At 49.6% G+C, this 22,454-nt stretch carries 15 protein-coding genes; 13 read left to right on the top strand and 2 right to left on the bottom strand.

Annotation, left to right across the window (positions count from 1 at the left end):
• The first annotated feature begins 421 nt into the window (after positions 1 to 421).
• Positions 422 to 889, top strand: coding sequence for a DUF3795 domain-containing protein (locus tag NT002_07165; GenBank protein MCX6829049.1), 468 nt, complete (start codon positions 422 to 424; stop codon positions 887 to 889).
• Between the two features lie 87 nt (positions 890 to 976).
• Positions 977 to 1,681 (top strand): SIMPL domain-containing protein, encoded by a 705-nt coding sequence (locus NT002_07170; protein ID MCX6829050.1) that lies wholly within the window; start codon positions 977 to 979, stop codon positions 1,679 to 1,681.
• 76 nt (positions 1,682 to 1,757) lie between these two features.
• On the opposite strand, the gene NT002_07175 is transcribed toward NT002_07170, so the two are convergent.
• On the bottom strand, positions 1,758 to 2,684 hold the full coding sequence (locus tag NT002_07175; protein MCX6829051.1) for a nitroreductase family protein: 927 nt from the start codon (positions 2,682 to 2,684) through the stop codon (positions 1,758 to 1,760).
• A gap of 285 nt (positions 2,685 to 2,969) precedes the next feature.
• On the opposite strand from NT002_07175, the gene NT002_07180 reads away from it, so the two are divergent.
• The 4 genes from NT002_07180 (at position 2,970) to NT002_07195 (ending at position 9,957) form a co-directional block, all read left to right on the top strand.
• Positions 2,970 to 5,669 carry a right-handed parallel beta-helix repeat-containing protein gene (locus NT002_07180; GenBank protein ID MCX6829052.1) on the top strand — a complete coding sequence of 900 codons (2,700 nt, stop codon included), beginning with the start codon at positions 2,970 to 2,972 and terminating at the stop codon, positions 5,667 to 5,669.
• Between the two features lie 169 nt (positions 5,670 to 5,838).
• Positions 5,839 to 6,402: a DUF1579 family protein gene (locus tag NT002_07185; GenBank protein MCX6829053.1), complete on the top strand. Its 564-nt coding sequence runs from the start codon at positions 5,839 to 5,841 to the stop codon at positions 6,400 to 6,402.
• 387 nt (positions 6,403 to 6,789) lie between these two features.
• The gene (locus NT002_07190; GenBank protein ID MCX6829054.1) at positions 6,790 to 9,117 is read left to right on the top strand and encodes a S8 family serine peptidase; all 2,328 of its coding nucleotides are present in this window, start codon (positions 6,790 to 6,792) and stop codon (positions 9,115 to 9,117) included.
• A gap of 141 nt (positions 9,118 to 9,258) precedes the next feature.
• Entirely contained in the window at positions 9,259 to 9,957 is a 699-nt protein-coding gene (locus NT002_07195) for a class I SAM-dependent methyltransferase (protein MCX6829055.1), read from the top strand.
• Between the two features lie 371 nt (positions 9,958 to 10,328).
• On the opposite strand, the gene NT002_07200 is transcribed toward NT002_07195, so the two are convergent.
• A complete protein-coding gene (locus tag NT002_07200; protein ID MCX6829056.1) occupies positions 10,329 to 11,453 on the bottom strand; it encodes a metallophosphoesterase in 1,125 nt (374 codons plus the stop codon).
• A 153-nt stretch (positions 11,454 to 11,606) separates the two neighbouring features.
• Between NT002_07200 and NT002_07205 the strand changes: the two genes are divergently transcribed.
• The 7 genes from NT002_07205 (at position 11,607) to NT002_07235 (ending at position 22,453) form a co-directional block, all read left to right on the top strand.
• Positions 11,607 to 12,344, top strand: coding sequence for a class I SAM-dependent methyltransferase (locus NT002_07205; protein ID MCX6829057.1), 738 nt, complete (start codon positions 11,607 to 11,609; stop codon positions 12,342 to 12,344).
• A gap of 267 nt (positions 12,345 to 12,611) precedes the next feature.
• A complete protein-coding gene (gene gyrA / locus NT002_07210) occupies positions 12,612 to 15,038 on the top strand; it encodes a DNA gyrase subunit A (GenBank protein MCX6829058.1) in 2,427 nt (808 codons plus the stop codon).
• A 991-nt stretch (positions 15,039 to 16,029) separates the two neighbouring features.
• Positions 16,030 to 17,580 carry a hypothetical protein gene (locus NT002_07215; GenBank protein MCX6829059.1) on the top strand — a complete coding sequence of 517 codons (1,551 nt, stop codon included), beginning with the start codon at positions 16,030 to 16,032 and terminating at the stop codon, positions 17,578 to 17,580.
• Between the two features lie 140 nt (positions 17,581 to 17,720).
• Complete coding sequence (locus tag NT002_07220) at positions 17,721 to 18,833, top strand: restriction endonuclease (GenBank protein MCX6829060.1); 1,113 nt, start codon at positions 17,721 to 17,723, stop codon at positions 18,831 to 18,833.
• Between the two features lie 678 nt (positions 18,834 to 19,511).
• On the top strand, positions 19,512 to 20,948 hold the full coding sequence (gene amrB / locus NT002_07225) for an AmmeMemoRadiSam system protein B (GenBank protein MCX6829061.1): 1,437 nt from the start codon (positions 19,512 to 19,514) through the stop codon (positions 20,946 to 20,948).
• A 93-nt stretch (positions 20,949 to 21,041) separates the two neighbouring features.
• Positions 21,042 to 22,034, top strand: a complete 993-nt coding sequence (locus NT002_07230) for an NAD-dependent epimerase/dehydratase family protein (GenBank protein ID MCX6829062.1) — start codon at positions 21,042 to 21,044, stop codon at positions 22,032 to 22,034.
• Positions 22,031 to 22,453, top strand: coding sequence for a hypothetical protein (locus NT002_07235; protein MCX6829063.1), 423 nt, complete (start codon positions 22,031 to 22,033; stop codon positions 22,451 to 22,453). Before NT002_07230 ends, NT002_07235 begins: the two co-directional genes overlap by 4 nt.
• Position 22,454: the final 1 nt, after the last annotated feature.

The raw sequence follows: 22,454 nt of genomic DNA on the forward strand, positions 1-22,454 counted from the left end.
GACTTCCGAAAGCGCAAAGACTATGTTTCTCCTGCTAAAATCTAACTCGTTATACGACATTAGGTGTCTCCTTTTGAATCAGCTTGTAAATCTTAAGGATACACCTCTTGTCGTTTTTACACACTTATAAAGATATTACCAGGCGTCATATCGTCACTCTTTGGGCTTGACAAAAAGGGGGTAAGTGGTTATTATACTTATACTAAGTTCCTCTTGGTCCGGTCTCAGTTAGTCGCCAGGGATCAGGAGCGAATTCGTTCTAACGACAGGGTGCACCTCTGGATTATTTGACCGCAAGACCCTGTCAATAATGTAAAACCGGGTATCCCAATGGACGGGAATTGGTTGATCCGCCGCTTGGGCATTATTCATTCTCTGAAAATAGAAGAGAATTTCGGGTCGAATGTCGAGAGGTTTTCAAATGAGCGATTCAAACCAAAATGACCTGGTTGGGCGATGCGGCCTTTATTGCGGCGCATGTGTCATATACCGGGCCGAGCGTGATGACCCCGAGATGCGCAAACGATTTGCCGCACGCCGCAACTGCCCGCCCGAAAAAGTCCGTTGCCGGGGATGCGGTGCCGTTACCTCAGATTGCTGGGGATTTAAATGCCGATTCGCCCTCTGCCTGAATAAAAAGGGGTACCAATATTGTTTTGAATGCCGCCGGTATGATTCGGCGGCCTGCGATCAATTCGAGGAGTTCGCCCTGAATTACCTTGATGACGGGGTCGATCTTAGGGCCAACCTGACTATGATCAAAGAGAGGAAAACCGCCGAGTGGCTGGGACTTTCCGAGAAACGTTTTCGCTGCCCGCATTGCCGCAAGCCGGTTGTTGCCGGGGCCAGCAAATGCCATCATTGCCGTAAAGATATCCCACTACCTTAGAAAGTCCCTGATTGCAAAACATTCCCCGGGACCTTGATTTTCCTTTCCTCGAAGTAGTATATTTCAGTAAAGAATCAAGGAGGAAATATGAAATCAGGGCAGGTTCTGCTTATCGGTCTGAGTTTGATCATTGCGGCAACCATATTCGGTATTTTTTTCTATAACACCAGGGTTGCCGATGATACAATCAGCGTTGTCGGTGCCGCAACCAAAAGATTTGAGTCGGATATTGTCAAATGGCGGGTGACCCTCTCGCGCAACACCTCACCTTCCGACATGACCAGCGGCTACAATTTGATTCAGAAAGACCTGCAGTTTTTCCGGCAGTTGCTCCGGGATAAAGGACTCACTGAAAGTGATATCACCATTCAGCCGGTCAACACCATGCCCAATTATGGCCGTGAGGGACAGATTTCCGGGTATATTATCCAGCAGGAATTATTTATCATAACATCGAACCTGGCTGTAGTGGAGGGATTAGCCCTTAATCCGATGGCTTTGACCGAAAATGGAATCGTTCTCCAGAATTCGCGGCTGGAATATTTCTACTCCAAACTCTCCGATATCAAGATGGAGCTTCTGGCCGAGGCGACCAAGGATGCCGCCCGCCGGGCCAAAGAAATTGCCGACAATTCCGGCGCCTTGCTTGGAAATGTCACCAATCTGCGGGCCGGGGTGTTCCAGATTACCGAGCCGTTTTCCTCCGAGGTCAGCGATTACGGCATGTATAACACGCAGACTAAGCAGAAAGATATCACCGTAACCGTGCGCGCCTCTTATCGAATAAAGTAATGTCAGGGAATTTACCGGTCTTATGTGAAAGAGGGCGCTATCCGAACACCCTCTTTTTTATTTTACATAACCATAATCATTTGCCGCCGGGCGGATGGTACTCTTTGAACCAGTCAAAACCGAACTCTTCCATGATTTTGATGAAATCACCGTTTCCCTCCGGCATAACGTTGGCGAGATAGTGCAATCCAAAGTAATTCTGAACGGCGTTAATATAACCCTGCTCCTTAATTCGGGTCAGGCACTTTTGTGCGAACTCCTCACCGTGTACCTCCCGGCAGACCAGCGCCATGGTCTCCAGACGCTCGGGAGTGATTTCTCTTTGCCATCCCGGGTACTTCTTTTCAAATACCTCAAGAAGTTGCTTATCTTCCAGATCGCAATATTTCTCACTATGCACCATGACTTCTGTTCCCAATTTCTTTTTGGGCAGCGGTCGCGCCTTCGGATACCCCAGGCTCAAGAGCACTACCGGCAATACCTCCTTCGGAAGAGCCAGCAATTCCCTTGTCTCCCTCAGACATTCCATAATTGTGCCGACATAGACCGAACCCAGTCCCATGGCGTCGGCGGCGGTGCAGATATTCTGCGCCGCAATTATGGTATCCTGAAAGGAAATCCAGAAATGCCGGAATGAATAACTGGCGCTGTATGGGGCCGCTTCCATTTCCGCCCAGCGGTGGAGACGCCGCCAGTCGATGCAGAAAAGGAGATCCACCGGCGCCGTTGCAATAAACATCTGCTCGCCGCACAGTTCGGCCAGTTTCCGCTTGGTATTTTCATTTTCAATCTTAATGATCGAATATGGCTGAAGATTTCCTCCGGTTGGAGAATGAATCCCCGCCTCAAGTATCATCTGCAGAATATCCGGGGGGATCTTCTTTTCGCTGAAGCTCCGACAGCTGGCCCTTTCGGTTAGCAGCCGCATGGTTTCGTTGGGGTAATTTCTTCCGGCGCCCTCATCTATCCCGTGATGGGAAGGTTCATTATCTTGATGACTCATGTAAAGCCTCCATATTTGAAATTGATAGTATTATTCATTGTATCTTTCTTATCTCTTGCAGCAAATTATATTGACTCCGGTCGTTTGGCAATCTTTTTTGTTCCTACAATTAAGTCCTCTTTGAATACCAAAATTACCAATTGCGCAAATTGGCCGGAAGCATTGGGAAAGAAGGCAAAATGGCCCTGCCGGAAATTCAAGAAATGCCTTGACAGAAAAGGCCTATTGGATATATTAAATATATAAGATAATCAATAATTTCCTCTACCCGCAGGAGGGACCACCATGTTTAGAGTCTCGATGGCTTCAATAATTATCGGTCTGCTGTTCCTTGCTTTTTCTAGTACTTTTGCTCAGCCAATTCATGTTCCCGGTGATTATGCCACTATCCAGGAGGCGATCAACGCAGCTGTCAATTACGATACGATTATGGTAGCCCCCGGTATTTACCGGGTGAATCTCGATTTTCTGGGCAAAGCTATTGCTCTCACCAGCGAAGCCGGGCCGGCATTGACCGAGCTTTGGCCCGCCGACACTACTCAGGCGATAATAAAATTCATTACGAATGAGTTGCCGACAGCGAAATTAATCGGGTTCACAGTCGGTCGTTCGGTCGGTGCCGCCGGAATCAGAATTGCCGGGAGTTCCCCGAGCATTATCGGGAATTATTTTACTCACCACTCAAGTACTATTCGTAACGGAGCAGTGCTTTATATCAATGGTTTATCATGTGCAATCATAAAGAACAATCTGTTTTTTAATAATCTCGATTGTTATGCCATTATTTGGGGATGGAGCGATACGGCGCTGCAAATCGTCAACAATACTATCCATACGGGCCGCATAGGATTGGTTCTGCGGGGCCCCGGCTCCCAAGTAATGAATAATATCGTTACCGGATGTAATATGGGGGTTTCTGTATCAGTTGCAATGAGCCGCGGCTATAATGATATCTGGGGTAATGTCACTGATTGGATTCTTGGGTCCCCTGATCCGACCGATATTTCGGCGGATCCAAAATATCTCGACACTCTGAGCAACAATTTTGACCTGCCGAGGAGTTCTCCTTGCATTGACGCCGGGAACCCCAATGCAATATATAATGACCAGGACGGGACAAGGAATGACATCGGGGCCTTTTCTTTTGACCAATGGGTAGCGGCGGTTTATAATATCAGGATTGCAGGGGAGAATATCGCCCATCTGATTAACCATACGCCCACTTTTGAATGGTCCTATTATGATACGGTGGATATGATTCAGATTGGGTATGAGGTTACGGTTGGTGATATAAGCACCAGCGACATCTGGACTTCCGGCCAGGTTACCTCTTCGGATAGTTTCGCCGCTTATGGCGGGCCGGCGCTCACTGAAGGTGCGACTTATTACTGCCTTATAAGAGTTTTCAACGGACATCTATGGGGTTACTGGAGATATTTATATTTCCGCATGAATGCCGCTCCCTCGGTTCCCGTCGCGCTGTGGCCCTTTGATATACCGGTGAGTACTTATGGTGTGCATTTGCTCGTTCAGAATTCCTCCGATGCCAATGGCGACCCGTTGACTTATGATTTTGAAATCGCTCCCAGTCCCGGCGGGACGGCCGTGGCTTCTCGCTATGATGTGTTTGAACAGCCGAGTCAGACCGGGACCGGGATATTCAAGCAGAGTTGGCCGACTGCGGTGGATTATGTCTGGCAGGCACGGGCGTTTGACGGATATGAATATTCCGACTGGTCGGCTTACCAGCCATTTGTTACTCGCGAACCGATGATTATTCGCGTTCCTTCCGAGCGGCCGACTATTCAGGCGGGTATTGATGCCGGCCAGGAACGGGACACGGTGTTGGTGGCGCCGGGAACTTATACCGGCGATGGCAACCGCGACCTGAGTTTGAGAGGAACCAACCTGATTCTCAAATCGGAAACGGGAGCGGAAAACACAATCATCGACTGTGAGGCAGGACCCATGAACGCCCACTGGGGATTCTACCTGCGAGATTTTGAGGATTCCACCGCCGCTATCGATGGTTTCACTATAAAAAACTCTTTCACCGACGAATTAGGAGCCATCTATATCACTACTTCGTCGCCGACCATACAAAATTGCATTATCACTGAAAATGACGGGACCGGCATCATGGCGGTATCCAATTATGGGCGGTGGGCGGGACGGACAAAGGTGTATATTTTGAATTGCAAGATCACAGAGAATAATTATCACGGCATATATTCTTTTGCTCACGCTACGATCAATAATTGTGAAATATCCGGAAATGCTCTGGATGGCGTTCATTTTATTTCACCCGACAGCGTTAACATGACCCACTGCCTGTTGCGTGGCAACGGCCAGAATGGTTTGTATATTACAATCGGGGCCGGCGGCAATTACCACATAGAGAACAATACTTTTGTCGGTAACAATAAGGGTTTGCATTTCTACTATGAGCCGCCCAAGGCGGGCGCAGAGACATCCTTGTCACTCCAATCAAATTCCATTGCCAGCAATATCTTTGCTTTCAACCGGCAATATGGCGTTTATGCGAGTGGAATGGGTATCACTTACACCGCCTGCAACAATGCCTTCGGTAATCCTACCGGCGACTGGTTCCCCGGCAGCACTTACTTGCCTCATGCAGGCGATTCACTGGGAAATATCTCGGCCGATCCCCTCTTCTGCGACACAACTACCGGCGATTTTCATATCGCCGCGATTTCTCCCTGCGCCCCGGGAAACAACAGTTGCGATGTGTTGATGGGCGCGTTTGGTATAGGATGTGATTTCATCTGCGGCGATGTTGACGGTGACGGTATTGTGAATATAAAGGATATCACTTATCTTATTGACTATCTCTACAAGAACGGCCCGCCCCCGGTCATGTTGGGTCTGGCTGATGTTAATGATTCGGGTCAGACGAATATTCAGGATATAACCTATTTAATAAAATATTTGTATTTAGGTGGCCCGCCGCCTCATTGCCCCTAAGATCTCCAATTCGTCGGCGATGCTGTCTTATTATTGGTGTTGCTTGAATTTATTCTCCTATCTGTTCATAATGTGATTGGCGTTTGCTTTTTATTGCGTATCATATGAAATAATTTTGCAGAAAAGAAAATCATCGGTGACAAACTTTCAAAAAGAGGAGAGCTTTATCATGAAACTGAGTCAGCGAATTTGCATTCTGATTTGCCTTATGTCACTGGCGTCGCTTGCAACGGCACAGGGTGAAGAAGGGCAGGGAATGCCCCGGATGGGACAGCCGTCCGAAATGAAGACCCTTGCCTATCTTCCCGGCGATTGGGACGCCGTCATGAAAATGAAAATGTCCGATACCTCGACTGCCTGGACAGAATTCAAGGGAACGGCCCATTGCACCAGTCTTCTGGATGGCTGCATTTATCAGACAGAATTCGAGGCCGATATGGGCGGCATGAAAATGAAAGGAATGAGCTTTATTGCCTTTGACCGCGAAACCGGCCGCTGGCAAAATGTTTGGATTGATAATATGTCCGCACGGATCAGCATCTATGAAGGTGAAAGAAAAAACGACACATTGACGGTCGTCGGCAAAGATCTTTATTTGGGAAAGGAGTATATCACCCGGATTATGACTTTCAATGAAACTTCAACGAGCTACGAATGGAAAATGGAATCATCCCTTGACGGTGGTAAGACATTTATCCCAATGGGATCGGCAACATATACCAAAAGACCTTAGGTTCTTCGTTGTATTTTGTTCTAATCCAATGAGATAAGGCATGAGCCACGAATCCTCACTGATGCGAAAGCAACGGGAGAATTTGGGGCTCCTGCCTTCCGGAGTACTTCTTTAATCTATTAGCTCTGGCATAATCCTAAACTGTAGAAAAATCCAGTTTTCCCCCTTGACTTTCCGGCGGGTTCTCTTATAATCTACTCTTGATATCCCGTGAAATTGACTGGTGTGTTTTGCTGCTTTGACGACGGGGCTTCTGTGCCGCTGACATAAGTTCGAGAACGGCTTTCACTTTCCTAATGCGGGGAAGGAGGTGATGAATCGAAAAGACAGTTTTTTTCTCTTACCCTTCACTATAATCAATAACCTCAACTGCTTGTAGGAGGAACAATGAGCAGAAAATTGGTATTGTTTTTCCTCGCCCTCTTCACAGTGGCCTTTTTTGTGACGGCCACGGCGGGGGAAATTGACCCGGGTCTGGCCGATATTCTCCAGGCGACACCCTCGGGTCAGAACGTATCCGTGCTGGTTTTCCTGAATGATCGGGTGGACCTGAATGCGATCTCCAGCCAGTTAAACAGCCGGAATGCGACCACGCAGAACCGCCACGAGGCGGTGGTGCGGGCGCTTCAGATGAAGGCCGATAATTCGCAAGGTCCGATACTCAATCATCTTCAGAGTCTGGCGAGCGCGAAAAGCATCGGCGGCTATCGGGTTTTCTGGATTATCAATGCGGTCGAAATAACCGCACCAAAGGAAATGATTGAGACTATTGCCGGTAGAACCGATGTAGTGAAAGTCTATTACAATTATGAAATTGAATCGATTGTGCCGGTCGATATCGGTGCCGCCGGTCCCGGCATTGGCGCCGCTGTGGAAAACGGCGTCAACGCCATCCGGGCGCCGGAGGTATGGGCGATGGGTATCGACGGCGCGGGGGCCCTGGTGGCTAATATCGATACCGGTGTCGAGGGAGAGCACCCGGTGTTGGCCAACAGATGGGCCGGTGTGGCCGATCCGCGCTATGCCGGGCATCCGGAATGGGCCTGGTACGACCCCTATCTGGGAAATAACACTTTCCCATATGATAACGGCGGTCATGGAACACATACCATGGGGACAATTTGTGGCGGCGCTCCCGGCGACCAGATTGGCGTCGCTCCGGGTGCGCACTGGATTGCGGCCGCGGCGGTCGATAGAGGCGGCGGAATCCCACGAACCGTTTCCGATTGCATTCTTTCGTTCCAGTGGATGCTCGATCCCGACCACAACCCGGCCACCAGCTGGGATGTGCCCGATGTTTGCTCCAACTCATGGGGCGTGACCACCTCGCACGGGTATGCGCCATGCGATCCCCTTTTCTGGAGCTACATCGATGCTTGCGAAGCGGCCGGGACCGTCGTCGTTTTTGCCGCCGGCAACGAGGGAACCTCGGGTTTGCGCCGTCCGGCCGACCGGGCGACCGATGCCTATCGCAACTGTGCCGTGGCGGCGGTCGATGCCAACACCGCTGGCTGGCCGATTGCCTATTTCTCATCCCGCGGACCGACCTATTGCACTCCTACGGGAGACATGGCGATCAAGCCGGATATCGCCGGGCCGGGGTACAATGTCCGTTCGGCTTATCCGGGACTGACCTATACCACGATGAGCGGCACCTCGATGGCCACGCCGCATATCGCCGGTGTGGTGGCATTAATGCGCCAGGCCAATCCGGATATCCCGGTCGATTCGGTCAAGCAGATCATATACGAAACCGCTTATGATCTGGGATCAGCCGGGAAAGATAACGACTATGGCTGGGGTATGATCGATGCCTATGCGGCGGTGAATCGGGTTCAGCCGGATACATTTCCGCCGGTCGCCGATTTCGTCGGCGGCCCGACCTCCGGATACGCGCCCCTGACAGTGCAGTTCACCGATCTTTCACTGCACAAGCCGACCAGCCGGCTCTGGATTTTTGGCGACGGTACCCCAACCTCGAATGTGCAGAATCCGAGCCACATATATAATAATGTCGGGATATACACGGTCAGCCTGACTGTGACCAATGCCCATGGTTCGGATATTGAAACCAAGGCCAATTATATCACGACCAGTCAACCGCCGATATCCAACATTCATGTTTCCAGCATAATCGTTACCAGGAGTTCGCAGCCCGGGCGGAGTTGGGCAGGCAATGCCACGGTAACGATCGTTGATGAATTTGGTGTGGCGGTAAGCGGTGCCAGGGTTTCGGGATTTTTCAATGCCCCGAATACCAAAACCAAGAGCGGCACCACCGGTACCAATGGTCAGGTGGCTATTATTTCCGATAAGACCAAGACCCCGCCTGCCGATTGGTGTTTCCAGGTGACCGCTGTTACCAAGTCCGGCGAGACCTATGACCCGACCAAGAATCTGGTCACCAAGGCGTGCGAGAGCGGACCGGTCTATAAGGAAATGGCGGCGCCGGTGCCGAATGAATTCTCGGTCACCAACTATCCTAATCCGTTCAATCCCTCGACCACGATTGAAATGAACCTTCCGATTGCCTGCAACTGGACAATCGGTATTTTCAATATTCTGGGCGAGAAGGTGGAGGAGTTCAGCGGCACAAGTGCGGCCGGACGGATTTTGGTGGTCTGGAACGCTTCAGGCCATTCCTCGGGTATCTATTTTTACAGAGTGACGGCCGGGCAGTATGGTGCCTCAAAGAAGATCGTATTAATGAAGTAAAAGGCCTTATACTGAGGGCAGAACCACGTGTCGGTTCTGCCCTTGTATGCCTGTTGAGAAATCCGTCCACCAAGCAGCTTCCTTCCGACACTTATTGAAATAGGATACGGGTGATTTCGACAATCTGAGATTCCATAAATTATGCATTATAGAGAAGAATTAATCCGAGCCGGGCGATTAATTGAAGAGATGAATCAATACTATGACGCACGGGCAATATGGCATGATTATTATATGGGCTATAAATCTAATGAAGAGATGGAATCGCTCCTGTGCCCGGTCATTGAGGCATTTGAAGCGGCAATTGCCGGCAAAAATGTCCTTGAAATTGCCTGTGGAACAGGCAACTGGACACAGGTCCTGGCCAAAAGAGCGCACTCGGTAGTGGCGACAGACATCAGCGCCGCAGCCATAGAGACGGCACAGAGAAAGAATCTGAGCAACAGAAATGTGACCTTTCATGTTTCCGATGCATATTCACTGGATGATATCGAACCGGGATTCAACGCCGCTTTTGCCGCCGACTGGTGGTCGCACATCCCGAAAAGCAAGATATCTTCTTTTGTCAGCAACCTTCATGCGAGATTGATTACCGGATCAAAAGTGATCTTAATTGATATGTGCTTTAGGGATGCATTCGAAAAGGAGTTCTCCCATTACGATATGGACGGGAATAGAATCAGCAAGAGAAGCCTTCCTGATGGCAGGGAATTTCAGGTGGTCAAGAATTTCCCGACGGCGAAGGAAATGACCGATATGCTTCTTCCTTTAGCGAAGAACATCGAGTTCCGCGAATTCGATTTTTTGAAAAGATGGATGGTCATGTACGAGACGGTTTGAGACTATATCACATGGTTCAAATCCCGTCCCTCATATCCTTCAGTGTGACAATTCTGCGGAGCTTCCGCTGATCGTGACATTAATAGGTATACCCCATCAATATTCATTATATGTAAAAATGCCTCATTCTTTCAATTCCAATTATTTTCAGAAAGACAATTTCCTCCTGTAAGATTTTGGTCTCTCCCCAAACATAACATATAATCGTATGCAGGCCGGCAGTTTTGTTGACAGCAAGAAGATGATGCTATTGAAATGATCCGCGGAAAGGATTATCAACAGGGGACAAGGGCATCCTTGCCCCTAATTTTTCTGCATCAGTGAGATCCGGCGCAATATCTCTCTTAATACATTATTAATTTACGGTCGGGCTAATCTTTCAAACGGCGATGCTTCAGGTTGAGCGGGTCGGCCTGGATTTCATAATGGTCTATCAATTGTGAGCTGTTATCGTACACTTTGACTATCAGCCGCCTGTCGACCATCGATAGCTTGCAGAAATGGTATTTTTTCAGATACAACTGGCCGCATGGGGAGGTTCGAGCCTGATCGCGAAGCGGAGCGCCGCCGCCTCCGGCGACTATATAATATTTCCCGCCGCAGAAAGAGCGTTCGTAATCGTGGTCATGGCCGTTGAATATCATATTGATTCCATATTGCTCAAATAACGGCACCAGGGTTGCCCGCAGACCCATTTCATCCTCGGTATGTGCGCCGGTGCTATATGGCGGGTGATGAAACAACGCCACCACAAACCGTATCGAATCACTGATTTCGGATAAATTGCTCTGGAGCCACTTGTATTGCTCCGAATCGGGCGTTATCGGAATGCAGGAATTCATAATTACGAAATGGGTGCGGTTCCTTTCGACCGAATACCATTGCTCGTTGCCTGGTAAGGTAAAATTGTCGAAATACAACTGAGATTGATGCTCGTGATTGCCGAGCGCCGGATAGAATTCGCTATGGGCAAATATCGGGGAGGCAATGACGTTGAAAGTATCCCAGTCACTCTTAAATCTGCCATCACTAACCAGATCTCCGGTGTGAAAGACGGCCGATGGTTTTATCTGCATGATAAGATTGACAATTTGCCGGTGAATGTTATGACCGGTGCGAGTGTCGCCGAGGACGACAATGGCCGGATTCATCTTAATCTTGATCAATGCGGTATCGGCCAGAGTGCCATCAGAGGCGATCAACATGAAACTTGTGTCACTGAGGCCATCGGGAGGAGTGCCGAATAAGCTGTCATTATCGGGATCGGGGGTAAGCCAGGAAGGGTAAGAGGCAAATTGAACGCTCAATGCCGGGCCGTCGGTGTCCGAGACATCCGCACGATAGATATAATAGATTCCCCCAGCCGCCTCGGTCATAATCGGGGAGGTTATTTCGGGTGCAACATTCTTATTTTCCTGGAGCACTTCGGAGGAACAAGCCATCCAAGAAAGAAATATCAGGAGCAATACGCCGGTAAACCTTTGGATTAGAATCATGTTTCCCTTCTTTGCAATTTGCATCTGCGGCACGCGTCTTGCATAACAATTATCAAATCTATTAGCGGGAGAAGTTCCTGTCAAGAGACGGCGGGTTAAAATTATCTGCAAATCAGGTTTGTCATTTGATTAGTTCTACATATATTATTGGTGATGGACAAGCGTAATTCTCAAGATGCCTACGGGCATGAAATGCTGGATTATTTCAACGGTGCCGGCGGTTATGAAATTACGGAGCGGGATGATGGCTACATGACGGCCGGTTTCGACGCACCCAAGGTCTATTTCTCAGACTATCGGCAGTGGACTGTCAATGAAAGGAAGGCGATACGCTATGCCCGTGGAAAAGTGCTCGATATCGGCTGCGGCGCCGGGAGGATGATGCTCTATCTTAAGAAGAAAGGGCATTATGTGATGGGGATAGATTCTTCACCGCGGGCTGTCAAATTGTGCCGTAAAAGGGGACTGAAAAATGTCAGGGAGCTATCGATCACACAAGTCAGTGCCGGCCTTGGAATATTCGATACAATACTCATGTTTGGGGGAAATTTCGGCCTCATGGGAAACCCTCAACGGGCAGGACGGATTCTGCAGAAATTCTATAAGATGACTTCTGCCGGAGGACTAATAATTGCGGTTAGCTGCGACCCTTACCGAATATTGACGAAAGAAACACGCGAGTACCAAAAGCGCAACCGGGCAATGGGAAAAATGAGCGGATGCATGCGATACCGAATCAGATACAGGCGATATATCTCGCTCTGGTATGAATGGCTGATGGTCTCCCGAAGAGAGATGCAGACACTGCTGAAGGGAACCGGATGGGCCATTCGCAGATATTTTCATTCTTCGCGGACTCCGGCCTATATTGTTGTTATCGAGAAAGAATAGGGCGGGTTCAGGATTTCTTCCGGCAAATGAAGTATTCTCGTCGAAAGATGTCGTCCGGGCACGTTTCATTGCAATAAATCGTTGATACGTAAAGGCTTACGGCTGGCGCTCGGGCAGATAATATTGCTCCAAAAATTGCTTTAAATATTAAAATTGTTTATCTTTATAGGTTATGAAAGAGAGAATAAATATACCAAAATCTGCCTCCAGCGGGACTGTGGCCAGAGGCCCTAGTGGAATAATTATGAATAATAGAAGGAATCAGATATGCCGTTAGAACGCGAGAAAATAGTCCCGATATATCTCGAGGAGGAGATGAAAAACTCTTACCTCGATTACTCCATGTCGGTTATCACCAACCGTGCCCTGCCCGATGTACGCGATGGGCTCAAGCCCTCCAACCGGCGAATCATGGTGGCCATGAACGATCTCAATCTTTCGCCGGGGCGGCCGTACCGCAAGTGTGCCAAGATCGCCGGCGATACCTCCGGTAATTATCATCCGCATGGCGAGCAAGTGGTGTACCCCACGCTCGTGCGCATGGCGCAGGATTTCAACATGCGGTATCCGCTGATTGACGGGCAGGGGAATTTCGGCTCGATTGACGGCGATGGCGCCGCGGCAATGCGGTACACCGAAGCCAGACTGACCCCGATTGCGATGGAAATGTTGGTCGATATGGAAAAAGATACGGTTGACATGATGCGCAACTATGATGAGACGCGCATGGAGCCGCGGGTCCTTCCCGGGAAATTCCCCAACCTGATCTGCAACGGCACCTCCGGCATTGCGGTCGGCATGGCGACCAATATCCCGCCGCACAACCTCGGCGAGGCGGTTGATGCACTCACCGCTATTATAGACAATCCCGAAATCGCCAATGATGAGTTAATTGAGATTGTCCCCGGTCCCGATTTTCCCACCGGCGGCATTATCAACGGGCGAGCCGGCATTCGCGAGGCGTATCGCACCGGGAAGGGACGCCTGATGGTACGCGCCAAAGCGGTGGTAGAGATACAGAAAAGCGGCAAGGATTTTATCGTTGTCACCGAAATACCGTTCCAGGTGAACAAATCGAATCTTCTCGAACGGATCGCCGAGCTGGTGCGCGACAAGGTTATCGATGGTATCGCCGATTTGCGCGATGAATCCGACCGTGACGGCATGCGGATTGTGGTCGAACTGAAGCGCGATGCCCAAGCCGAGGTAGTACTCAACCAGCTGTTCAAGCATACTCAGATGCAGGCCACTTTTGCCATTATGATGCTCACTCTGGTCGGCGGCGTGCCGATGATTCTTACACTCAAGGAGATGCTCGAGCAGTTTCTCATTCACCGGCATGAGGTAGTGGTAAGGCGCACCAAATTCGATTTGAACAAGGCCGAGGAACGGGCGCATATTCTCGAGGGGTACAAAATCGCGCTGGATAATATCGATGCTGTAATCGAGCTGATAAAGAAATCGAAAGATACCCCCACGGCGCGCGAAGGATTGATGACCAAATTCAAGCTCTCCGAAAGGCAGGCCAACGCCATTCTCGATATGCGGCTGGCGCGGCTGACGGGGCTGGAGCGGCAAAAGATCGAAGAGGAATATATCGCCATAATCAAGTTGATCGCGGAACTGAAGGGGATTCTCGAATCCAAGCCGCGGCGGATGGCGATTATCAAAGAGGAACTTCTGGAGCTGAAGCGGAAGTACGCCGATGACCGCCGTACCGAAATCCAGGATGAGGCCGAGGAATTCACGGTCGAGGACCTGATCGCCGAAGAGGACATGGTTATCACCATCTCGCATTCCGGGTATATCAAGCGCCTTTCGGTCTCGATGTACCGTCGTCAGAACCGCGGCGGGCGGGGCGTGATCGGTATCGAGACCAAGGAAGAGGATTTCGCCGAGCATCTCTTTATCGCCTCGACGCATGAGTATATCCTTTTCTTCTCGAATAAGGGACGGTGCTACTGGGTGAAAGTGCACGAGATTCCGACCGGCGGGCGTCTGGCCAAAGGAAAACCGATTGTCAATATGCTTTCGATCGGCGAAGGGGAGAAGATTACCGCCTTCTGCCGGGTGCGCTCGTTTGATGCCGACAAGTATGTCGTGATGGCGACCCGCAATGGCATAATCAAGAAAACCTCGCTCGATGCATTCTCTAATCCGCGCAAAGCCGGTATCAATGCCGCCGATTTACCCGAGGAGGACGAATTGATCGAAGCCTCGCTCACCGACGGCAGTTACGAAATTATTCTCGCCACCCGTCAGGGACAGGCGATTCGGTTCCCGGAGGAAAAGATCCGCGCCATGGGGCGGGGCGCTTACGGCGTCAAGGGAATCACGCTGGCCAAGGGTGATTATGTTATCGGGATGGTGGTGGTCAAGCGTGATGCCTCGCTTTTAACCGTCTGCGAAAACGGCCACGGCAAGCGCACCGGCATCAACGATTACCGGGTGACCAACCGCGGCGGCAAGGGCGTCATCAATATCAAAACGACCGACCGCAACGGCGAAGTGGTGGCGATAATGGAAGTGCTTGAAGACGACGAATTGATCCTGATAACCAAGAATGGGATCACCAACCGCCAGAGCGTGAAAGCAATAAATGTCATCGGCCGCAACACGCAGGGTGTCCGCCTGATACACCTCGACAAAGACGACAAAGTAACCGACGTGGCGCGTGTGGTGAAGGAAGAGTAGCAACACTTTCCAGATCGAGCGAGGTCAGGAATTTCGTCTGATAGGAAACCCACCGCAAGCTTGAGTCATTCGGGCGCCGGGGCAGATGTGGACATCTGCCGCCCACATAAAGCTTGAGTCATTCGGGCGCTGGGGCAGATGTGGACATCTGCCGCCCACGTAAACAAGAGTTTGCTTGTCGCGTTTTTATCCGACCTATTTTGTCTGGGGTTACGGCATACAATCTCCCATTTTTGACGCAATTTCTATCATATTGTACCGCAAGCGGTTCTGCATGCGCCAAAAAAGCGAAGCCAATCTTGAACAAAGCAACTTAATGAACGTCATGGGGATGACAGGATTTGGGTTCGGATTCCGAAATTTTCGAGCCTCTTCGTGGCAGTTATCTACTGATGCAATTCTATATACTGCAACTGAATAGGGGGTGCGGACTGATGTCTTCAAAATGGGTTTGTTTCTTCGAAAATTAAAATATATGTGGTTTCTGCCGGGCGGGGATTTGGGGCCGTTAATTCCCTGGCGACAGGGTCTGACAGCCCGATGCGCGAAAAATTGTCTCTCAATTATAGACATATTGACATCCTTGCTTTCTAATAATGGGGGGAGGCGCAAAATCACCATCGATGTTGTAGTGATTTTGCGAGGGGGTGATTGAAGGACAAGGGGATAGGGGCGTATCTTGGCTTACGCGGCCAGCCGTGGTGCGTGGCAGAATCGGCCTTGACAGAATAAACAAATGCGGATATTATTATTTAGCTTTGGCTTACTAAAGAGAGGCGGATATCCGTACCTGAAGAGAGAAGACCCACAACCCGCGGCGGCGGGTGGGAAACCGGGGATAATAATGGAATTCTGTGAAAAGTGCCCAAAAAAGTAAAATTACCGCCATTAAATATGTATTCTATATATAGGTGATGTGCGAAATAAAATGGCAAAATGTGGAGATCGCACATGTTGGGACCTTATAAAATAAAGGAGAGGGTGAGAGGATATGGAAGAGCAAAAGATCAAGAAACTGAGAATGGTTATTAATGAGAATCTACGAGTCCAGAGGGGCGGGGCTGATCCTGTGCCTTACATAGACGTGGCCAATGTCCTTTCAGACATCGCTGCGCGGCAAAATCATGCCGTATTCGGCAGGCGTGGGTGCGGGAAGTCACTACTACTACATTACTCAGCCAAGAATTTGCCGGTAACCATCAAGCCGATATATTTGAACTGCGAAGACTTTAAGAAGCACTCGTTTCCTAACGTCCTAATAGAGATTCTCGATGCACTATTTGGCGAACTTGAAAAGCATCTGACTGGATGGTTTGGACGAAAGAAACGATCGCGTGGGCTCATATCCGAGATCCGCAAGGAGCTCAATGGCATGAGGGAAAAAGCAGATAGGCTTGAAAAAGACGTGCGGCAATCGGATACACTGGCGGTTGCAGATGAGCAGAAGGGTCAATTATGCTTTGGATTGCCGGGGGTGGCGAGCGGGTTAACGGAAAGCATACAAGAGTGTGAGAAGCGAGAAGTTGAGCAGCGCTTCAAGGTCAGTGATGACAAGATCAGGGAACTCGACACGTGGCTGCCAAGACTTAAGACGCAGATACGGGAGTTCTTCGAAATCTCGACTACAGTCAAGGCAGTATTCTTGCAGGTCGATGATTTCTATCACCTAAGACGCGCAGACCAACCTCTAGTGATTGACTACATACATAGACTATGTAAAGACCTCCCGCTCTATTTTAAACTGGCAACACTTAGACATTGCAGCACTTTATATGCAGATCGCAAAGGTCAGCCCATAGGTGCCCAAGAAAGACATGATTACCAACCCATTAATATCGACTTTTCACTTGCTGATTTCCGGCGTACTGTGGATCAAAACCGCAAGATACTGAGAGAGTTTGGGAATTTGGCAGGGATTGACGGCAAAGAAATCGATGATCTATTCAAGGGTGCGGGATTTGAAAGACTGGTTCTGGCAGGCGGCGGTGTACCCCGGGATTGTCTGTCATTATTTTTGGAGGTGCTTGTACATGTGCAACATAACCCTGACAACGACCGCCGAATCGGCAAAGATGATGTCCGTATTCTCAGTCGAGCTAATTTTGAGCGGAGAATTGAGGAATTAAAACAGGACTCTGAGGGTGCAGAGCAGGGAATTCTCATCAAGGGCATCTATGTCATCCGGCAATTCTGTATCGAACGCAAGACAAATCTAATTATGGTACCGGAATCTGTCCTGCAACAAAATGATTCCATGCGTGCCCTTCTCAACCGATTATTGGATTACCGCATTATCCACACGGCAGGCACCGCAATAACACACAAGTCGCAACCAGGTACTTATCATGCAATGGCGATAGACATTGGTTGCTATGCACACATGCGTGTCCTTGATAAAAAGTTCAATGAGATCGACCTGAGCAACGCAGAAGCGAAGGAGCGAATGAGATCGGCGCCTATTTTAGACGAAAAAGTGCTTTCCTCATTATGGGCAAGTGCACCGAGGGACATAGACGCAGCCATCAAAGCGCAGGATGACTAACATATGCAGGAAATTCTCTCTCAGTTGCGCGGTCACGACCCATACGCGGCTCGCATAGAAACGGCAGCAACCGGTGGGTACCTAGGCATATCATGCGGTGCAGTCTGATTTTTGTTACGTGTGAATAGAGGAAGATGAAAATGCAGGATTCATTTCATGTGACACCGTGGAGAATTCCGCTTGGTTCATTTGTGGGAAGAAAAGATGAGTTGCTTTTTCTTTCACAAGCTTATTTCGAAAAGGGGATAAGAGTCGTTTGTCTAGTTGGTTTGTCAGGAATTGGGAAATCAGCTTTTGCAGACAAATTTGCAAATGACAATCAGCATAAGTTCCCGGGCGGTGTTGTAGTTATAGCTGCTCGATTTTCATCGGCTATCCAGACTTCTTTGAACAGACTCCAAAAAGATAAACCGTGTCTCATTATATGGGACGATATTGATTTCTTGCAGAATTCATATGCCTTCGAAGAAGTTGAATCTGCAATCGATAGATACCCTAAGTCTTTCCACCTCCTCATTTCCCGCTATATGATAGAGCACAGGGTGGTATATACATACTTACATCTTGGGGGATTGAATCATTCAGAAATGCAATTGTTATTTAAGACAAGGCTTGAAGGATACTCAAGAGTTGATTTTGAAAGGTTTTGGCAGCTTTTTCTTGGGCATCCCTTAGCTGCTGAGTTAGCTATTACATGCATACGCAATGGCATTTATACTGCAAATGAAATTGTTAAAAGTCTAGGGGATTTTGAAGAACCGTGTCTTTTCGGACCAGACGGTAGACCTTTGACCAAGGACAGTTATGATGCGATTATTACCGACATTTCGTCGGTAAATGATGATCTATTGAGAAAATTAGAGAAAGACCCAAAGATTTTCTACCAACTTAGTTCCCGAAAATTCGAAGAGGTTATTGCAGAAGTTTTTAATAGAATGGGATATCAAATCATTTTAACGCCTGCTACTAGAGATGGCGGCAAGGATATATATGCTGCAAAAAAAGATAACTTGGGTACCTTTTTATATATCGTAGAATGCAAGAAATTCGGTCCAGATAATCATGTTGGTGTTAGCCTAGTGCGCGAACTTTATGGTGTCGTACAAGCTGAGAGAGCGACTGCCGGTATTCTTGCAACAACTTCATTTTTTAGTAAACCAGCACAAGAGTTCCAAGAATCAATAAAATATCATGTGAGTTTAAGGGACTATATGGATATTCAAAAATGGTTGAAAAGTATTAACAAATTATAAGAAACGCCTGAAGAAAGGCTTGCACCAGGCAACGCGCCCGAGGGATTGGATATTTGCATCAGACTTATTTATGCAAATCATTTGCCGGGGTTTAATCGGCAATGTCAGAAGATTGTCAAAACCCCGCTCGGTCGCTGGAGGCGCCCGAGGGGGAATTTTGACCTACGGATGCTGGATCAAGTCCAGCATGACAACGTGGGATGACGACGGCGCGGGAAAGGGCGACCGCAATGGTCGCAGACAAAATCGGCACACGAGGACGTGTGTCAGGTCACATTCCCCCCGACTTTGTCGGGGGAAACAAGACCCGACACAACAGCGAATATCAAACAAAACAGCGCAATTTGATTTGCTTCGCAAATCATTGTCAGGACCACAAGGGTCGCTGACCTACAATTTTTCGCAAAACCCTTCGGGATTTTGTGCTACTTCCCTACAAACTAGAGTGAATATCAATATCTGATGCTGGATCAAGTCCAGCATGACAATTGGGGGTGACGACGGCGCGGGAAAGGGCGACCGTCCGCCGTCGGCGGATTCGCCCCTACAAGAATCCCCGCAGAGAATAACCCACCGCAAGCGGATGGGCCACCCCGACTGTGGGCGGATGGGGCAGCCGGCCCCATTTGACAAAGACCACCTTTTTGGTTACATTAATCCCGCTCAGGCAATAAAGTTATGAAGAATGATATTGAAATCAGACGACCGGCGGTAGCGGGAACTTTTTATCCCGGCAATCCGGTGGAGCTTTCCAAGCTTTTGGCCGAATTCTACGCGGAAGCCGAGAAGAAACCTCTTCCGGGGCGGCCAACTGCAATTATCGCGCCCCATGCCGGATATGTCTATTCGGGCAGGACCGCGGCGGCTGCTTACAAGCAACTGGAGGGGGAGACTTATGATGTGGTCGTGGTGATATCCCCATCGCATACGGTCTTTTTCCAGGGGGCGTCGGTTTATGACGGTTCGGCCTATCAGACGCCGATTGGCGTGGTGGAGGTTGATGAGAAACTTTCCGAGAGAATAGGCTCTATTCATCCCCTGGTCTATCTTTCGAATAAGGGGCATACCGGCGGTTCGGTGCGGGGCGAACATGCGCTGGAGGTGCAGCTTCCCTTCTTGCAGCAGATGCTGGGGAAATTCAAACTGGTGGCGATTGTGATGGGGGATCAGGAGGAAAACAGTTGCCGGGCGTTGGGTGAGGTGCTGGCCACGGCTCTGAACGGGAAAAACAGCCTTATTGTCGCCTCAAGCGATCTGTCTCATTTCTATACCGAAAAAGAGGCGCGGAAACTCGATGCCAACATACAAAAAGCGGTTAAGGAGTACAACCCGGAAAAGCTCCTAAACACAATTTCCTCGGGGCGGGGTGAGGCCTGCGGCGGCGGCCCGATGGTCTCGGCCATGACCGCCTCGAAAAGGCTGGGCGGCGAGCAGGTGGTGATCACCGGATATACCACCTCGGGCGAGTCAACCGGCGATTTATCGGAAGTGGTCGGATACCTGTCAGCGGTGATAGTCACGAGCAAGAAAGCTCCCCGGCAGAATGGGATTATGGGGATGAACGCCAGGAAAGAATCGGCGGAGTTTACCGAAGAGGATAAGGAGTGTCTCCGCGATATCGCCTTTCGGGCCATCGAGGCCGGAATAACGGGCGCGAAATTCAGCCCGGAAAGGCCGGTTTCGAAACTGCTGCGCGAGAAACGGGGCGCCTTTGTGACGATCAAAATAGGCGGGGTGCTGCGCGGCTGTATCGGGATGATTCGTGCCGCCATGCCGCTTCATGAGGTTATCGCCGATATGGCGCAGGCGGCGGCTTTTGATGACCCCCGTTTCACGCCGCTCAACGAACAGGAACTAAAAAATATTGAAATAGAAATATCTGTGCTTTCACCATTGGTGCGGGTGGAAAATATCGAGGAAATAAAAGTTGGGCGGGATGGCCTGACGATTCATCTGGATATGCACTCCGGCCTTCTCTTGCCGCAGGTGCCGACCGAGCATGGCTGGGATCGAATGACTTTTCTGGAGCAGACCTGTCTTAAGGCGGGTCTCCCCAAAAACAGCTATAAGGACGCCCGGGCGGAAATCTATCGTTTCAGCGCCGATATTTTTTGAAAGCGGGGCATTCACCTATGACATCTCACGTAAATAGAGCAGAAAATCCCCTTTATTCTTGAATAATCGCCGATAAGAGGTTAAATTCCGACGATGTCAGAAAGCAGGCAGGAAACGGTTCTGGTCACCGGAGCCAACGGTTTTGTCGGCAGCCGGCTCTGCCGGCATCTGCGGGCCGCAGGGTATTATCCGATCGCGGGTATCCGGCGCGGCTGCGATACGAGTCTTATCGACGAACTCAACCTTGATTGCCGGTATAGTGATATAACTCGGCCGGAAACCCTGCCGGATATGGTTAAGGATATCGATTATATCGTTCACAATGCCGGGCTGGTCAAGGCCAGGCGTAATGAACAGTTCATGGAAGTCAATCGACAAGGGACAAAGAATCTCCTGGATGCTTCTCTGGGAAATCCAAAGCTCAAAAAATTAATATATGTTTCCTCCATGGCGGCGGTTGGACCATCGGAGCGCGATATTCCCATGACCGAGGAATCCCCCCTGCATCCTCTGACTGCCTATGGACGTTCAAAAGCGGCCGGTGAGCAGGAGGTTCTGGCTATGAAGGAGAGGATTAACTCGGTAATTGTTCGCCCTTCCGGCGTCTATGGCCCCGGCGATACGGAGATGTTTTCTTTTTTTCAAGTGCTGGACAACCGTGTCCGCCCATATCTGGGGAACTGGAGAAGGAAGCTCTCTCTGGTGCATGTCGATGACCTCTGTAATGCCATTAGCCTGGCGCTGAAAACCGAAACGAAATCAGGGACGGCTTATTTTATCGCCGAATCGAGAAGCTATACTTACGCAGAATTGGTGAAATATCTGCGGAAAGCGGTCGGACGAGCCGCATTCCCGCTGTATCTTCCCGGATGGCTGGTGAAACTGGTCGCGAGAATTACCGAAAAGAGCCTGCGTTCCGCCGGGAAAACACCGATGTTTACGGTTGAGAAGGCCTTCGAGATTCTGGCCGACTGGCATATCTCGGTGGAAAAGGCGGAAAGGGAATTGGGATTCAAATCAAGGATTCCTTTCCCGCAGGGGGCCAAAGAAACTTTTTACTGGTATCGTGATGAGGGATGGTTATGATAGTCAGTTTCGAGCTTCTTCTCTGGTGTTTGTTATCGGGCGCAGTATATCTTCTGATAATCGGTTTTCTCTGGTACAAGCTGGAAAAGGTCGTTCCTACGTTGGTCGGTTTCCCGGCGGCACTGCTCGAAGAGAGAGGTCTCGGCTGGTTTGTCTCTTCTTATATCATAGAATTTATTTTTTTTGTGCTGCTGCCCTCGGTGGTCTATGGCTGGCTTTATACGCTTATCCCCTTCTCCGGTCTCCGCGGCGGGATCATGGTGGGATTGTACCTGCTGCTTTTCGGGATGATGCCGATGGCGCTTCTGATACTGTTCCGGATAAAAATTCCGGTGGTATTCATGCTATACCAATTGCTGGGGTTTCTTATCAAGGTCATGGGATCGATGGCCATAATCGGTTATCTATATTCGCTTTAAG

It is taken from the genome of Candidatus Zixiibacteriota bacterium (genome assembly GCA_026397505.1).
In the GTDB taxonomy this organism is placed as follows: domain Bacteria; phylum Zixibacteria; class MSB-5A5; order GN15; family PGXB01; genus JAPLUR01.

Excerpts from the sequence above, each read along its gene's own strand:
- NT002_07190 (MCX6829054.1), top strand. The coding sequence starts at position 6,790 with ATGAGCAGAAAATTGGTATTGTTTTTCCTCGCCCTCTTCACAGTGGCC.
- NT002_07200 (MCX6829056.1), bottom strand. The coding sequence starts at position 11,453 with ATGATTCTAATCCAAAGGTTTACCGGCGTATTGCTCCTGATATTTCTT.
- NT002_07195 (MCX6829055.1), top strand. The coding sequence starts at position 9,259 with ATGCATTATAGAGAAGAATTAATCCGAGCCGGGCGATTAATTGAAGAG.
- NT002_07180 (MCX6829052.1), top strand. The coding sequence starts at position 2,970 with ATGTTTAGAGTCTCGATGGCTTCAATAATTATCGGTCTGCTGTTCCTT.
- NT002_07175 (MCX6829051.1), bottom strand. The coding sequence starts at position 2,684 with ATGAGTCATCAAGATAATGAACCTTCCCATCACGGGATAGATGAGGGC.
- NT002_07220 (MCX6829060.1), top strand. The coding sequence starts at position 17,721 with ATGCAGGATTCATTTCATGTGACACCGTGGAGAATTCCGCTTGGTTCA.
- NT002_07165 (MCX6829049.1), top strand. The coding sequence starts at position 422 with ATGAGCGATTCAAACCAAAATGACCTGGTTGGGCGATGCGGCCTTTAT.
- NT002_07205 (MCX6829057.1), top strand. The coding sequence starts at position 11,607 with ATGGACAAGCGTAATTCTCAAGATGCCTACGGGCATGAAATGCTGGAT.
- NT002_07170 (MCX6829050.1), top strand. The coding sequence starts at position 977 with ATGAAATCAGGGCAGGTTCTGCTTATCGGTCTGAGTTTGATCATTGCG.
- NT002_07235 (MCX6829063.1), top strand. The coding sequence starts at position 22,031 with ATGATAGTCAGTTTCGAGCTTCTTCTCTGGTGTTTGTTATCGGGCGCA.
- NT002_07215 (MCX6829059.1), top strand. The coding sequence starts at position 16,030 with ATGGAAGAGCAAAAGATCAAGAAACTGAGAATGGTTATTAATGAGAAT.
- NT002_07185 (MCX6829053.1), top strand. The coding sequence starts at position 5,839 with ATGAAACTGAGTCAGCGAATTTGCATTCTGATTTGCCTTATGTCACTG.
- amrB (MCX6829061.1), top strand. The coding sequence starts at position 19,512 with ATGAAGAATGATATTGAAATCAGACGACCGGCGGTAGCGGGAACTTTT.
- NT002_07230 (MCX6829062.1), top strand. The coding sequence starts at position 21,042 with ATGTCAGAAAGCAGGCAGGAAACGGTTCTGGTCACCGGAGCCAACGGT.
- gyrA (MCX6829058.1), top strand. The coding sequence starts at position 12,612 with ATGCCGTTAGAACGCGAGAAAATAGTCCCGATATATCTCGAGGAGGAG.